Source organism: Cobetia sp. BL01 (assembly GCF_056493605.1).
Map to the genome: position 1 here is coordinate 38,925 of NZ_JBVBEE010000006.1, position 13,248 is coordinate 52,172.

The following is a 13,248-nucleotide window of genomic DNA, read 5'->3' on the forward strand; positions in this document are numbered from 1 at the left end:
TAGCGCCCGGACTCTGATAGTCTGACGGCATGTATCGACGACTGACATCCCATCACAATCTCGTGCTGCTGGATCACTGGCGCAACCTTCTGGAAAGCGAGGGTATCCCGTGCGAGCTGCGCAACCGTCTGCTGGGTTCGGCAGCCGGGGAGTTGCCCGTCAACGATTGCGAGCCGCAATTGTGGGTTGCCGAGCACAATCTCGCCCGCGCTCGCCAGCTGCTGGCACATATCGAGGCCGCGCCTGCGCAGCCGGATTGGCAGTGCGCCTGCGGGGAGCGTCTCGAAGGCAGCTTCAGTGAATGCTGGTCCTGCGGTGCCAGTGCGCCCATGCGTGATGATGCAGGGCCCCGCGAGCAGGATGATGACACGGAGTTCGTGGCATGACGGACGTACAGGCATCGGAGACCGTCATTGGCAACACGGCCCCCTTGCGGGAAACCTGTGAAGGGTGGGCGCTGCCGTCTCCCTTCCTGCTGCCGATCGCGGTAAGTGTCGAGGCGCTGGATGGCTATGGCCATGTCAACAATGCCGAATACGTGCGCTGGCTGGAGAGAATCAGCTGGGCACATTCCGAAGCGTTGGGGCTGGGCCTTGAACACTATCGTGCCCAGGATCGTGGCATGGCGGTGCACCGCCACGAGATCGACTATCTGGCCAGCGCACGGCTTGGCGATTCGCTGATGCTGGCCACCTGGCTGGTGGATTGCGATGGTCGCCTGAGTCTGACGCGCCGCTTTCAGCTGCGTCGTTGCTCGGATGGCCTGACGCTGTTGGAGGCACGCACGCGCTTCGTCTGCATCGAACTCTCGAGTGGGCGAGCCAGACGCATGCCTGAGGCTTACCGTGAATGCTATTCGGCGGCGCTGGTGAGCGAGGATGCTGCCAGCCAACGATGATTCCCTGCATTCCACTGCATTGCTGTCGTGTTTTGGTGAATCTTGCTGGCATCTGATTGGCGCGACACTGACGAGTCTGCTGTGCTTGTAGGAGGTGTCGAGGTGACATCGCCATATTCCGCCAGCAGTGCAAGGAGCTCGTCATGCAGATCGCCGTGCCGAAGGAAATCAAGAACCACGAATATCGTGTCGCTCTGACGCCCGCCGGGGTGCGAGAGCTGATTGCCCATGGCCATGACGTCATCGTCGAGCGTGGTGCGGGTGAGGGCAGTGGGTTCAGTGACGCCGAGTACCAGGGGGTCGGGGCTCGTCTTGAATCGGATGTCGAGCAGGTCTTTCGCGAGGCCGAGCTGATACTCAAGGTCAAGGAGCCTCAGCCGGCCGAGGTGGCACGTCTCACCAGCGGCCAGACATTGTTCACCTACCTGCATCTGGCCGCCGCCCGTGAGCTGACCGAAAGCCTGCTGGATAGCGGGGTGACCGCGATTGCCTACGAGACCATCACCGACACCGCCGGTGGTCTGCCGCTGCTGGCACCCATGAGTCGCGTTGCCGGGCGCATGGCGATCCAGGCCGGCGCGCATGCGCTGGAGAAGGCGCAAGGCGGGATGGGGGTGCTGTTGCCCGGTGTGCCTGGCGTGCCACCGGCGCGGGTCACGGTGATCGGCGGCGGTGTGGTCGGGGAGAACGCGGCGCGCATGGCGCTGGGGCTGGGCGCCGAGGTGGTGATTCTCGATACGTCATTGAACCGCCTCGAGACGCTGGATCACCGCTATCAGGGGCAGATTCGTACGGTCTATTCGACATCCGAGGCACTGGATGAGGCGGTACGCCATTCGGCATTGATCATTGGGGCCGTGCTCGTGCCCGGTGCCGCGGCCCCCAAGCTGATCCGTCGCGGGCATCTGCGCAACATGATGCCCGGTGCGGTACTGGTGGATGTCGCGATCGATCAGGGCGGATGTTTCGAGACCAGTCGCGCCACGACCCATGCGGAACCGACCTATCTCGTCGATGGTGTCGTGCATTATTGCGTGGCCAACATGCCGGGGGCCGTGGCGCGTACCTCGACCCAGGCACTCACCAGCGCGACGCTGCCTTATGTGGTGAAGCTCGCCAATGGCGGCTATCGCAAGGTATTGCGGGAAGATCGTCACTTCGCGGCAGGCCTCAACGTGCATGCCGGCCAGCTGACGATTGCGGAAGTCGGCGCTGCCTTCGGCATGCCGGTGATCTCGCTGGAAGATGCCCTGGCAAAGGGCTGACGCCTGCCGGCGGGTACATGGCGTGCATGGGGCGCTGGTCGTCTGTCCGGCCCTTACGAAGGCCATGCCCCTCAGGGTAAGATGAGTGCAATGCAGCGGCAGGACATGGCGGGTTCATCGCATCGTGATGCGCGCCGTCGTGCCCTGTCGTGATTCATTGTGAGCAGGTCCCGCCAAGTGGCACGCTCCCCGACTCAGACGCCCAAGAAGTGCATCCATGACCAAGACCCGCGTTCTTACCGGCATCACGACCACCGGCACCCCTCACCTCGGCAACTATGTCGGCGCCATCAAGCCCGCCATCGAGGCCAGCCAGGACCCGACGGTCCAGTCCTTCTATTTCCTCGCCGATTTCCATGCTCTGATCAAGTGTCAGGACCCGAAGCGCGTGCAGGAATCCCGCCGTGAGATCGCCGCCACCTGGCTGGCGCTGGGGCTGGACACCGACAACGCCATCTTCTATCGCCAGTCGGATGTGCCGGAGATTCCGGAGCTGATGTGGTTGCTCAACTGTGTCTGCGCCAAGGGCCTGATGAACCGTGCGCATGCCTACAAGGGCGCCGTGGCCGAGAACGAGGAAGCGGGCATCGAGGACGTGGATCGTGGCATCAGCATGGGGCTGTTCAGCTATCCGGTGCTGATGGCGGCGGACATCCTGATGTTCAATGCCCACAAGGTGCCGGTGGGGCGTGACCAGATCCAGCATATCGAGATGGCGCGTGACATGGCCGGGCGCTTCAACCACCTCTTCAAGGGCAACTACTTCACCATGCCCGAGGCGGTGACCGACGAGAAATCCCAGCTGCTGCTAGGCCTCGATGGCCGCAAGATGTCCAAGAGCTACAACAACACCATTCCGCTGTTCGGCACCGAGAAGCAGCTGCTCAAGAGCGTGCGCAAGATCAAGACCAATTCGCTGGAGCCGGGGGAGCCGAAGGACCCGGATACCTGTTCCCTGTTCCAGATCTATTCGGCCTTCGCCACCGAGGCGGAAGTCGCCGCCATGCGTGAGCAGTACGCCGCCGGCATTGGCTGGGGCGATGCCAAGAATCAGCTGTTCGAATACCTGAACGACCATCTCAAGGCGCCGCGTGAGCGTTACGTCGAGCTGATGGAAGATCCGGCACATGTCGAAGCCATCCTCAAGCGTGGTGCCGAGCGTGCGCGCGATGAGGCCGCGCCGATGATGGAGCGCCTGCGTCGTGCCGTCGGTCTGGGCAACTTCGTGTAATCTCGAGGACACCCCGCACAGACCGGCACCAGACGCCCGCCATCGCTTTCGATGGCGGGCGTCGTCGTCTGGGAGGTGAGCTGACGGGGGTGACTTATATTCCATGGCGGAATGGATGGCGTGCTGAAAATTCGTTCACAGCTATAAGGCAACGCGTTAGGCTTGCCGCATTGATGAACGCGACATGACGACTTCGTTCAAGGAGCAAGACATGAGTCACGATGCGATACCCGGCAAGGCCAGCCAGTCCGGCCTGCCGACGACCGCCATCAACCCGAAGGCCATTCTGGCCGGAGGCTTGCTGGTGGTGGCTGCCATCCTGCTGGGGATGGTGTCCGGCTGGCGCCAGGGCTTGCTGCTGCTGGTGGGGGGCGCGCTGGGCGTGGTGCTCTACCACGCGGCCTTCGGCTTCACCTCCGCCTGGCGAGTCTTCATCACCGAGCGCCGAGGACGCGGCCTGCGTGCCCAGATGCTGATGCTGGCGATCGCCGTGGTGCTGTTCTTCCCGGTGCTGGCCTCGGGCAGCCTGTGGGGGCAGGAGGTCTCCGGCTTCGTCTCGCCGCTGGGTATCTCGGTGGTGGTCGGTGCCTTCCTGTTCGGGCTCGGCATGCAGCTGGGCGGCGGCTGCGCCTCGGGCACGCTGTTCACCGTCGGTGGCGGCAATGCGCGCATGGTGATCACCCTGATCTTCTTCTGCGTCGGCTCGGTGATCGGCACCGCGCACTTCAGCTGGTGGCAGAGCCTGCCGTCGCTGCCCGCCGTCTCGCTGGTGGACAGCTTCGGCGCGCTGGGTGGCATCATCGTCAGCCTGGTGCTGTTCGCCATCATCGTGGTGGTGACACGCACGCTGGAGAAGCGCCGTCACGGTGAGCTCGAGAAGGCCACCGTGACCGACAGTCAGCCGCGTGGTCTGTCACGCTTTCTGCGGGGTCCCTGGCCGCTGCTGGCGGGTGCCGTGGCGCTGGCGCTGCTCAACTTCGTGACGCTGGCGCTGGCCGGTCGTCCCTGGGGCATCACCTCGGCCTTCGCGCTGTGGGGCACCAAGGCCTATACCGCGCTGGGCTTCGATGTCAGTGACTGGGGCTACTGGCAGGCGGCGGGCAATGCCAAGGCGCTGGCCGCACCGCTCTATCAAGACATCACCACGGTGATGAACATCGGTATCGTGGTGGGGGCGCTGGCGGCGGCACTGCTGGCCGGCAAGTTCGCGCCGAAGTGGAACATTCCGCTGCGCTCGGTGGTGGCTGCCGTGCTGGGTGGTCTGCTGTTGGGCTACGGCGCGCGCCTGGCCTTCGGCTGCAACATCGGTGCCTACTTCGGTGGCATCTCCTCCGGCAGTCTGCATGGCTGGCTGTGGCTGGTGATGGCCTTCGCCGGCAACATGCTGGGCGTGAAGCTGCGCCCGCTCTTCGCGCTTGCGCCGCGCAAGCCGGCATCGCGTGCCGATCTGGCCTGAGCCATTCCCCGCACGTGACCGCGAACGCCTCGCTCCTTCCCTGTCAGGGGGATGAGCGGGGCGTTTCTCGTCATGCAGCACCCTTGTCTGCGCAACGCACGTCGACCCTGCACAGGCTGCCGGAGATAGCACTGCGCGTGCTATCATCATGCCTTGTTCGCACGTGGAAACTGCACGTCGAAAGGTCCCTCGGACGCCCGGTTGCCAGCAGGTCTTCTGCGGTGCTTCAGCGGGCATGCTGCGCGTGTCTGCCGGCATGCCGAGAAGCTTGCCGAGCGTGAGGTCGTCCCCACTGATTCAAGAGTCTCGCCATGACGGATACTTCCAAGCGCGCCCTGTACGTTCCTTACGCCGGCCCGAGCCTGCTCGAGATGCCGCTGCTCAACAAGGGCAGCGCCTTCAGCCTCGAAGAGCGTGTCAGCTTCAATCTGATGGGCCTGCTGCCGCAGAATGTCGAGAGCATCGAAGAGCAGGTCGCGCGCGTCTACAGCCAGTATCAGCAGTGCGCCACCGACCTCGACAAGCACATCCTGTTGCGCTCGGTGCAGGACGACAACGAGACCCTGTTCTTCCGCGTGATCGAGGAGCACCTCGAGGAGATGATGCCGATCATCTACACCCCGACCGTCGGTCAGGCGTGCGAGGAGTTCTCCAACATCTACCGCAACCACCGCGGCCTGTTCATCTCCTACCCGGACCGCGAGCACATGGATGACATCCTGCGCTCCGCGACCAAGGACAACGTCAAGGTCATCGTCGTCACCGATGGCGAGCGTATCCTGGGGCTGGGCGATCAGGGCATCGGCGGCATGGGCATCCCCATCGGCAAGCTGTCGCTGTACACCGCCTGTGGCGGCATCAGCCCGGCCTACACCCTGCCGATCTCGCTGGATCTGGGCACCAACAACCAGAAGCTGCTCGACGACCCGCGCTACATGGGCTGGCGTCACGAGCGCGTCACCGGTGATGACTACAACGCCTTCGTGGCCGAGTTCATCACTGCCGTGAAGCGTCGCTGGCCGAAGGCCATGATCCAGTTCGAGGACTTCGCGCAGGCCAACGCCATGCCGCTGCTCGAGCGTTACCGCGATGAAGTCTGCTGCTTCAACGACGACATCCAGGGCACCGCCTCCGTCGTGGTCGCGACCCTGATGGCGGCCTGCAAGGCCAAGGGCGAGAAGCTCTCCGATCAGCGCGTGACCTTCCTGGGTGCCGGCAGCGCCGGTTGTGGCATCGCCGAGATGATCGTGGTGGCGATGGTCAAGGAAGGCATGGACGAGGCCGAGGCCCGCAAGCGTGTCTTCATGGTCGATCGCTTCGGCCTGCTGACCAACGACATGGAAGGCCTCTACGACTTCCAGAGCCGTCTGGCTCACGACGTCGAGAGCGTGGCCGACTTCGGTGACCGCGGCCTGCTGGATGTGGTCAAGGCCGCCAAGCCGAGCGTGCTGATCGGTGTATCCGGCCAGCGTGGCCTGTTCAGCGAAGACGTGATCCGTGCCGTGCAGGCCGGTTGCGAGAGCCCGCTGGTGATGCCGCTGTCCAACCCGACCTCACGCGTCGAAGCGACACCGGCGGAAGTCATCGAGTGGACCGACGGCAAGGCACTGGTCGCCACCGGCAGCCCGTTCGCGCCGGTCGAGCACAACGGCCACACCCACGCGATTGCCCAGTGCAACAATGCCTATATCTTCCCGGGCATCGGTCTGGGTGTGCTGGCATCCAGCGCCTCACGCATCACCGACAACATGCTGATGGCCGCGGCCAATGCGCTGGCCAACAACGCCCCGATCGTCCTGAAGGGCGAGGGCGCGCTGCTGCCGTCACTGGGCGACATCCAGGACATCAGCCGTCAGATCGCCTTTGATGTAGCACGTCAGGCTCAGGCCGACGGCGTGGCGCTGACCTCCAGCGATGAGATCATCCAGGCCAACATCGAGAAGAACTTCTGGCAGCCGCGTTACCGCGCCTACCGTCGCAAGGCGTTCTGATCGCGCCTGCGCCGTCAGTGAGCGCATGAAGCAGATTGCCTGAAACAGGTTGCCTGAAACAGAGTGTGCAAATGAAGAAGCCCCCGCAGGCCATGCCTGCGGGGGCTTTTGTATTGCGGTCAGCGCTGCGATCAGCGGCTGGCGGGTTACAGCATGCCGCGCAGCACGTAGTGGAGGATGCCGCCGTGGCGGTAGTACTCCAGCTCGTTGTCAGTATCGATGCGGCACAGCGCCTCGATCTTCTGCTCACCCTTGTCGCTCTTGAAGGTGACCTGGACCTTGCCGCCGGCCGTCAGGTCATTCAGACCGCTGATGCTGATTTCCTCATCACCGGTCAGGCCGAGAGACTGGCGGCTTTCGCCTTCGGGGAACTGCAGCGGCACCACACCCATGCCGATCAGGTTGGAGCGGTGGATGCGCTCATAGGACTCGGCAATCACCGCACGGACGCCCAGCAGCAGGGTGCCCTTGGCGGCCCAGTCACGTGAGGAGCCGGTGCCGTACTCCTTGCCCGCGACCACCACCAGTGGCGTGCCTTCCTCGGCATACTTCATGGCGGCATCGTAGATGGCCATCTGCTCGCCGGAGGGCACGTGGCGTGTCTCGCCGCCCTCGACGCCATCGAGCATCTCGTTGCGGATGCGCACGTTGGCGAAGGTGCCGCGCATCATCACCTCATGGTTGCCGCGACGTGAGCCATAGGAGTTGAAGTCCTTGACCTCGACGCCGTTCTCCTTGAGGTAGCGACCCGCCGGGCTTTCCGGCTTGATGGCACCGGCCGGTGAGATGTGGTCAGTGGTCACCGAATCGCCGAGCATGGCCAGCACGCGAGCGTTCTCGACGTCCTGCACGGCCTTTGGCTCGCGCTCCATGCCTTCGAAGAACGGCGGATGCTGGATGTAGGTGGAATCCTTCCACTCATACACCTCGGCTTCCGGTACCTCGATGGCCTGCCAGGTCTCGTCGCCGTCGAAGACTTCAGCGTACTCCTTGCGGTACATCTCGGTGCGTACCTGTTCGACGGCCGTGGCGATTTCCGCCTGGGTGGGCCAGATGTCCTTGAGGAAGACATCGTTGCCGTCGTTGTCCTTGCCCAGCGGCTCCTTGGAGAGGTCGGTGCGCACGGTGCCGGCGAGGGCGTAGGCCACCACCAGGGGCGGTGACGCCAGCCAGTTGGTGCGCACGTTGGGGTGCACGCGACCCTCGAAGTTGCGGTTGCCAGACAGCACCGAGGCGACCGTCAGGTCACGCTCGTTGATGGCGGCTTCGACAGGGTCCGGCAGCGGGCCGGAGTTGCCGATGCAGGTCGTGCAGCCATAACCGACCAGATTGAAGCCCAGCTCGTTGAGGTCATCCTGAACCCCCGCCGAGGCGAGATAGTCGGTGACGACCTTGGAACCCGGTGCCAGAGAAGTCTTGACCCATGGCTTGGTGCGCAGGCCTTTCTCGCGCGCCTTGCGGGCCACCAGACCTGCCGCCAGCATCACGCTGGGGTTGGAGGTGTTGGTGCAGGACGTGATGGCGGCGATGACCACGTCCCCGTGATCGAGACGGAAGGTCTCGCCGTCCAGCTCGCTGTAGTCGGTATCCTTCTCGTAGCTCTGCTCGACATCGACGGCGGTCTGGCCACCCTCGGACAGCCACTTGCCGTCCTCGACCGCGGGAATCTGACCCAGCTGGTCATCGAGGATCTTCTCGAAGGTCTGCTTGATGTCGGTGAGCGCGACGCGATCCTGCGGACGCTTGGGGCCGGCCAGAGAGGCGACGACCTCACCCATGTCCAGCTCCAGGGTGTCGGAGAAGATCGGCTCATGGCCCGGCTCACGCCACAGACCCTGCTCCTTGGCATAGGCTTCGACCAGCGCGACCTGTTCATCGGAGCGGCCGGACAGACGCATGTAGTTGAGCGTCTCGTCATCCAGCGGGAAGAAGCCGCAGGTGGCACCATATTCCGGCGCCATGTTGGCGATGGTCGCGCGGTCCGCCAGTGGCAGGTCGTCCAGGCCATCACCGTAGAACTCGACGAACTTGCCGACCACGCCACGGCTTCTCAGCATCTGGGTGACGGTCAGCACCAGGTCCGTCGCGGTGATGCCTTCGTTGAGCTTGCCGGTCAGCTTGAAGCCGACCACTTCCGGAATCAGCATCGAGACCGGCTGGCCGAGCATCGCGGCTTCCGCCTCGATCCCGCCGACACCCCAGCCCAGCACGCCCAAGCCATTGATCATGGTGGTGTGGGAGTCGGTGCCGACCAGGGTGTCAGGGTAGGCGAGCGTCTTGCCATCTTCCTCGCGGGTGAAGACGGCGCGCCCCAGGTACTCGAGATTCACCTGGTGACAGATGCCGGTACCCGGCGGGACGACGGAGAAGTTGTCGAAGGCCTGCTGGCCCCAGCGCAGAAACTCGTAGCGCTCGCGGTTGCGCTCCATCTCGATGCGCACGTTGTCCTTGAAGGCGCTCGGGTCACCGTAGTGATCCACCATCACCGAGTGGTCGATGACCAGATCCACCGGGGTCAGCGGATTGACCTTCTCGGGGTTCGCGCCCAGTGTCTTGACGGCGTCACGCATGGAGGCCAGGTCGACGACGCCGGGCACACCGGTGAAATCCTGCATCAGCACCCGGGCCGGGCGATAGCCGATCTCATGAGTGCTGGAGGCGGTCTTCTGCCAGTCGGCCAGCGCCTTGATGTCGTCCTTGGTGGCAGTGTCACCATCCTCGAAGCGCAGCTGGTTCTCCAGCAACACCTTGAGCGTGAAGGGCAGTCGCGTCAGGTCGCCAAGCGACTCGGCGGCCTTCTTGAGCGAGTAGTAGTGATATTGCCTGTCTCCGACCTGCAGTTCGGAGAGGGTATTGAGCGAATCCAGTGACTGAGAGCGCTGGGAACCCATGATTCTCCTCCTTGTCGTTGTCTTCACCGGCCAGACTGCTGATGTGTCATCCAACAGGTGCGTCAGGTGCCTCGGCCGGCTGCGACGCGTCGCCTGAGAGCGACTGCCAAATCGCGGGATACTGCCTATATAAGGCTATGGTCATCATCTGACCGGAATTCAAGCGCCTGCTTGCTTGAGGATAGTGCGCAGTGAGGAACCCCGCGTCGCGTTCGCTGCCATAGAGACGGATGAGAGACATCGTGAGGGAGGTGAGCATGGCGCTCATGGCTCGTGGACTGTCAGCCGCTGGCAAGGCCTTCGCCGCGATCAATCGCATCTCTCACATGACATGACGGAGGTTGGCATGAGTGATCAAGGGCGTGAGCCGGGTGAGTTGCCGGAAGATGACGAGGTACTGGATGCTGCCGTCGAGCAGTGGCTGGCGGAGCATTCCTCGGGGCAGTCCGATGAGTGGCCGGGACATGAGCTGCTCGAGGACAAGCATGAAGGCGTGACCAGTGAGGCGCTGCATGAGGCGGAAATCAACTGCCCCTACTGTGACACGCCCTTCACGGTGTTCCTGGATCTGGACGAGGGCAGTCTGACCAACATCATCGACTGCGAGCGCTGCTGTCAGCCGATTCAGGTGCGCCAGCAGGTAGACCCCGTCAGTGGTGAGCTGGATGGCCTGGATATCGGCCAGGACGATGACGTGCTCTGACCTCGGCGGGCGATCTCAGGTGCGATTCCAGACGCGATCTCAGGTGCCCTGATTCAGCGCATCTGCCCCGAATCACGCCGCAAGAGCGAGAATCCCGAGCAGTGCACAGGAGATACTGTATTCTGTTTCAGAGGTCACTTATGATTCCGGCGCAGCAGGCATCGTCATCGAGCTTTCATAGGCAAACTCTATGATGGTGATTGCGCCAAACATTTGGCATCTGCCACCTGAGGCGATTAGTCTGTGTGGCGATTCATCACGAAGGCGGCTTTGCGCCTTCCATCATCATTTCTCAGGAGATCACCATGAGCGTATTGGTCGGACGTCAGGCCCCGGATTTCGAAGCCGCAGCTGTGCTGGGCGACGGTACCATCGTCGACAACTACAAGCTGTCTGATTCCAACGGCAAGCTGCGTGTGCTGTTCTTCTGGCCGCTGGACTTCACCTTCGTTTGCCCGTCTGAAATCATCGCCCACGACAACCGTCTGGCGAAGTTCAAGGAACTCGGCGTTGAAGTCATCGGTGTTTCCATCGATTCCCAGTTCACTCACCACGCATGGCGCAAGACCTCTCCGGACGCTGGCGGCATCGGTGAAGTCGGCTTCCCGATCGTGGCTGACGTCAAGCACGAAATCGTGCAGGCCTTCGGTGTCGAGCACCCGGAAGCTGGCGTCGCACTGCGCGCGTCCTTCCTGATCGACGAAGACGGTGTCGTTCAGCACCAGGTCGTCAACAACCTGCCGCTGGGCCGCAACGTCGACGAGATGGTCCGCATGGTCAAGGCCCTGCAGTTCCACCAGACCAACGGCGAAGTCTGCCCGGCAGGCTGGGAAGAAGGTCAGGAAGGCATGAAGGACACCGCTGAAGGTGTCGCCAAGTACCTGGCAGGTCACTCCAGCAGCCTGTAAGTCGCTGCCTGGTCGCGATCAGCCGCGTCATCGCTGACTGATCGAGCGTCCGCCTTTCGACACCCTCCCATGAGTGGCTCGACTGGCAGGCGAACCGGAAGCCGTCGCCCTTGGCGGCGGCTTCCGTGTATCTGAGGCTAGCGTCATAAGCTTCTGCGATGCCGGTCTGAGCGCAGTGCTGAAAGCTCGGCGCGTCTGCGCTAATCTGCGCAGTCCCTGTTCACCATCCACTCCGTGTCCTGAGCCATGCCGATCGCAGGCGCTGTCTGCATCGCTCAGTACATAGATCATCAGTCGTCACCCGGCGTCTGGTGAATTTTCCGCCTTCATCTGTCCTGAGGTCATCCATGAGCAATGTCCGTCACGAACGTCTGATCATCCTCGGCTCCGGCCCGGCGGGTTACACCGCTGCCGTCTATGCCGCGCGTGCCAACCTCAAGCCGCTGCTGATCACCGGCATGCAGATGGGTGGCCAGCTGACCACCACCACCGATGTCGACAACTGGCCGGGCGATGATGCCGGCGTGCAGGGGCCGGAGTTGATGGAGCGCATGCGCCGCCACGCCGAGCGCTTCGAGACCGAAGTCCTGTTCGATCACATCAACGAAGTGACTCTCGGCGAGCGTCCGTTCCTGCTCAAGGGTGACAACGGCAGCTACAGCTGTGACGCCCTGATCATCGCCACCGGTGCCAGTGCACAGTATCTGGGCCTGCCGAGCGAGCAGCAGTTCATGGGCCAGGGCGTCTCGGCCTGCGCGACCTGTGACGGCTTCTTCTATCGCAATCAGGAAGTCGTGGTGGTCGGTGGCGGCAACACCGCGGTCGAGGAAGCGCTGTACCTGTCCAACATCGCCTCCAAGGTCACCCTGGTGCACCGTCGCGACAGCCTGCGCGCCGAGAAGATTCTGCAGGACAAGCTGTTCGACAAGGTCGAGAACGGCAACATGGCGGTGGAATGGCATCACACGCTGGATGAGGTGCTGGGTGACAACTCCGGCGTCACCGGCGTGCGTCTGCGTCATGTCGAGAGTGGCGCCACCAAGGAGCTGAGCTCGATGGGGGTGTTCATCGCCATCGGCCATCGTCCGAATACCAGCCTGTTCGAAGGCCAGCTGGAGATGCAGGGCGGCTATCTCAAGGTCCAGTCCGGCCTGGAAGGCAATGCCACCCAGACCAGCATCCCCGGTGTCTATGCCTGTGGTGACGTGATGGATCACGTCTATCGCCAGGCGATCACCTCTGCCGGTACTGGCTGCATGGCGGCGCTGGACGCCGAGCGCTATCTGGATGGTCTGACTGCCTGAATGGCCTGACCCTCCGCGCTCGCGTCTCCTGACAGGCCGTCAGGGAGGCACGCACAAGAACGGCCCCGTGGCATGCGCTGCGGGGCCGTTCTGCGTTTTGATCACAGGTGCCAGTGCTCGCTTCAGTAGTGAGGAGGAAGCTCGTCGGCAGGCGACAGTGAGTCGGTCTGTGTCCGTTCACTGCCAGATTCGCGCAATTGGCGCAGCTGCGCGCTCATCAGCGCGGTGAGGCGCTCGAGCGTCTCTATCTGGCGTTGCTGGGCAATCACGGTGCGATCCAGCGTCTCCAGCCAGTCATCCTGGTGGGCCAGGCGGCTTTCGAGCGCCTCCAGGCGTGCTTCCAGCCGAGCATCGCCGGGAAGATCGGTCGGGGTCGACATGCGCTATGTACTCCTGAAGAGAGGTGTCAGTCCCGGTGGGCGAGTCAGTGGCGTGAGGATATCACCAGCCACAAGCGGACCGACAAGGGTTGAGGGGAGGCACGTGGTGGCATCAGACGCATTCTGGTGAGGCGTGTTAGACTGATATCGGTGTGTTCTGCTTTCTTTTCGCGCAGTGCACCTGTTGACGGCACCTGCCAGTTTCGCCTCTGGCACTGACA

General features: G+C 63.2%; 11 protein-coding genes. 9 read left to right on the forward strand and 2 right to left on the reverse strand.

Annotated elements, in window-relative coordinates; genetic code table 11:
• Positions 1-29 precede the first annotated feature (29 nt).
• The 6 genes from ACZYGA_RS11900 (at position 30) to ACZYGA_RS11925 (ending at position 6,841) form a co-directional block, all read left to right on the forward strand.
• A complete protein-coding gene (locus tag ACZYGA_RS11900; protein ID WP_077377775.1) occupies positions 30-386 on the forward strand; it encodes a putative signal transducing protein in 357 nt (118 codons plus the stop codon).
• Positions 383-898 carry an acyl-CoA thioesterase gene (locus ACZYGA_RS11905; protein ID WP_404626276.1) on the forward strand — a complete coding sequence of 172 codons (516 nt, stop codon included), beginning with the start codon at positions 383-385 and terminating at the stop codon, positions 896-898. Before ACZYGA_RS11900 ends, ACZYGA_RS11905 begins: the two co-directional genes overlap by 4 nt.
• Positions 899-1,041: 143 nt before the next feature.
• Positions 1,042-2,163, forward strand: coding sequence for an alanine dehydrogenase (ald, locus tag ACZYGA_RS11910; protein WP_404626278.1), 1,122 nt, complete (start codon positions 1,042-1,044; stop codon positions 2,161-2,163).
• A gap of 217 nt (positions 2,164-2,380) precedes the next feature.
• The gene (locus ACZYGA_RS11915; RefSeq protein WP_084207810.1) at positions 2,381-3,394 is read left to right on the forward strand and encodes a tryptophan--tRNA ligase; all 1,014 of its coding nucleotides are present in this window, start codon (positions 2,381-2,383) and stop codon (positions 3,392-3,394) included.
• A gap of 211 nt (positions 3,395-3,605) precedes the next feature.
• Positions 3,606-4,850, forward strand: a complete 1,245-nt coding sequence (locus ACZYGA_RS11920) for a YeeE/YedE family protein (protein WP_404626280.1) — start codon at positions 3,606-3,608, stop codon at positions 4,848-4,850.
• A gap of 311 nt (positions 4,851-5,161) precedes the next feature.
• On the forward strand, positions 5,162-6,841 hold the full coding sequence (locus ACZYGA_RS11925; RefSeq protein ID WP_284729186.1) for an NAD-dependent malic enzyme: 1,680 nt from the start codon (positions 5,162-5,164) through the stop codon (positions 6,839-6,841).
• 146 nt (positions 6,842-6,987) lie between these two features.
• On the opposite strand, the gene acnA is transcribed toward ACZYGA_RS11925, so the two are convergent.
• Positions 6,988-9,732 carry an aconitate hydratase AcnA gene (gene acnA / locus ACZYGA_RS11930; protein WP_404626283.1) on the reverse strand — a complete coding sequence of 915 codons (2,745 nt, stop codon included), beginning with the start codon at positions 9,730-9,732 and terminating at the stop codon, positions 6,988-6,990.
• Between the two features lie 346 nt (positions 9,733-10,078).
• On the opposite strand from acnA, the gene ACZYGA_RS11935 reads away from it, so the two are divergent.
• The 3 genes from ACZYGA_RS11935 (at position 10,079) to trxB (ending at position 12,647) form a co-directional block, all read left to right on the forward strand.
• Entirely contained in the window at positions 10,079-10,435 is a 357-nt protein-coding gene (locus ACZYGA_RS11935) for a zinc ribbon domain-containing protein (protein ID WP_084207812.1), read from the forward strand.
• A 305-nt stretch (positions 10,436-10,740) separates the two neighbouring features.
• The gene (locus ACZYGA_RS11940; RefSeq protein ID WP_065392448.1) at positions 10,741-11,343 is read left to right on the forward strand and encodes a peroxiredoxin; all 603 of its coding nucleotides are present in this window, start codon (positions 10,741-10,743) and stop codon (positions 11,341-11,343) included.
• Between the two features lie 347 nt (positions 11,344-11,690).
• Complete coding sequence (gene trxB, locus ACZYGA_RS11945) at positions 11,691-12,647, forward strand: thioredoxin-disulfide reductase (RefSeq protein WP_077377802.1); 957 nt, start codon at positions 11,691-11,693, stop codon at positions 12,645-12,647.
• Between the two features lie 122 nt (positions 12,648-12,769).
• On the opposite strand, the gene ACZYGA_RS11950 is transcribed toward trxB, so the two are convergent.
• Positions 12,770-13,027: a SlyX family protein gene (locus ACZYGA_RS11950; RefSeq protein ID WP_077377805.1), complete on the reverse strand. Its 258-nt coding sequence runs from the start codon at positions 13,025-13,027 to the stop codon at positions 12,770-12,772.
• Positions 13,028-13,248: the final 221 nt, after the last annotated feature.

What these genes read in the sequence shown, in the direction of transcription:
- ACZYGA_RS11900 (WP_077377775.1), top strand. Translation starts at nt 30, where the DNA reads ATGTATCGACGACTGACATCCCATCACAATCTCGTGCTGCTGGATCAC.
- ACZYGA_RS11905 (WP_404626276.1), top strand. Translation starts at nt 383, where the DNA reads ATGACGGACGTACAGGCATCGGAGACCGTCATTGGCAACACGGCCCCC.
- ald (WP_404626278.1), top strand. Translation starts at nt 1,042, where the DNA reads ATGCAGATCGCCGTGCCGAAGGAAATCAAGAACCACGAATATCGTGTC.
- ACZYGA_RS11915 (WP_084207810.1), top strand. Translation starts at nt 2,381, where the DNA reads ATGACCAAGACCCGCGTTCTTACCGGCATCACGACCACCGGCACCCCT.
- ACZYGA_RS11920 (WP_404626280.1), top strand. Translation starts at nt 3,606, where the DNA reads ATGAGTCACGATGCGATACCCGGCAAGGCCAGCCAGTCCGGCCTGCCG.
- ACZYGA_RS11925 (WP_284729186.1), top strand. Translation starts at nt 5,162, where the DNA reads ATGACGGATACTTCCAAGCGCGCCCTGTACGTTCCTTACGCCGGCCCG.
- acnA (WP_404626283.1), bottom strand. Translation starts at nt 9,732, where the DNA reads ATGGGTTCCCAGCGCTCTCAGTCACTGGATTCGCTCAATACCCTCTCC.
- ACZYGA_RS11935 (WP_084207812.1), top strand. Translation starts at nt 10,079, where the DNA reads ATGAGTGATCAAGGGCGTGAGCCGGGTGAGTTGCCGGAAGATGACGAG.
- ACZYGA_RS11940 (WP_065392448.1), top strand. Translation starts at nt 10,741, where the DNA reads ATGAGCGTATTGGTCGGACGTCAGGCCCCGGATTTCGAAGCCGCAGCT.
- trxB (WP_077377802.1), top strand. Translation starts at nt 11,691, where the DNA reads ATGAGCAATGTCCGTCACGAACGTCTGATCATCCTCGGCTCCGGCCCG.
- ACZYGA_RS11950 (WP_077377805.1), bottom strand. Translation starts at nt 13,027, where the DNA reads ATGTCGACCCCGACCGATCTTCCCGGCGATGCTCGGCTGGAAGCACGC.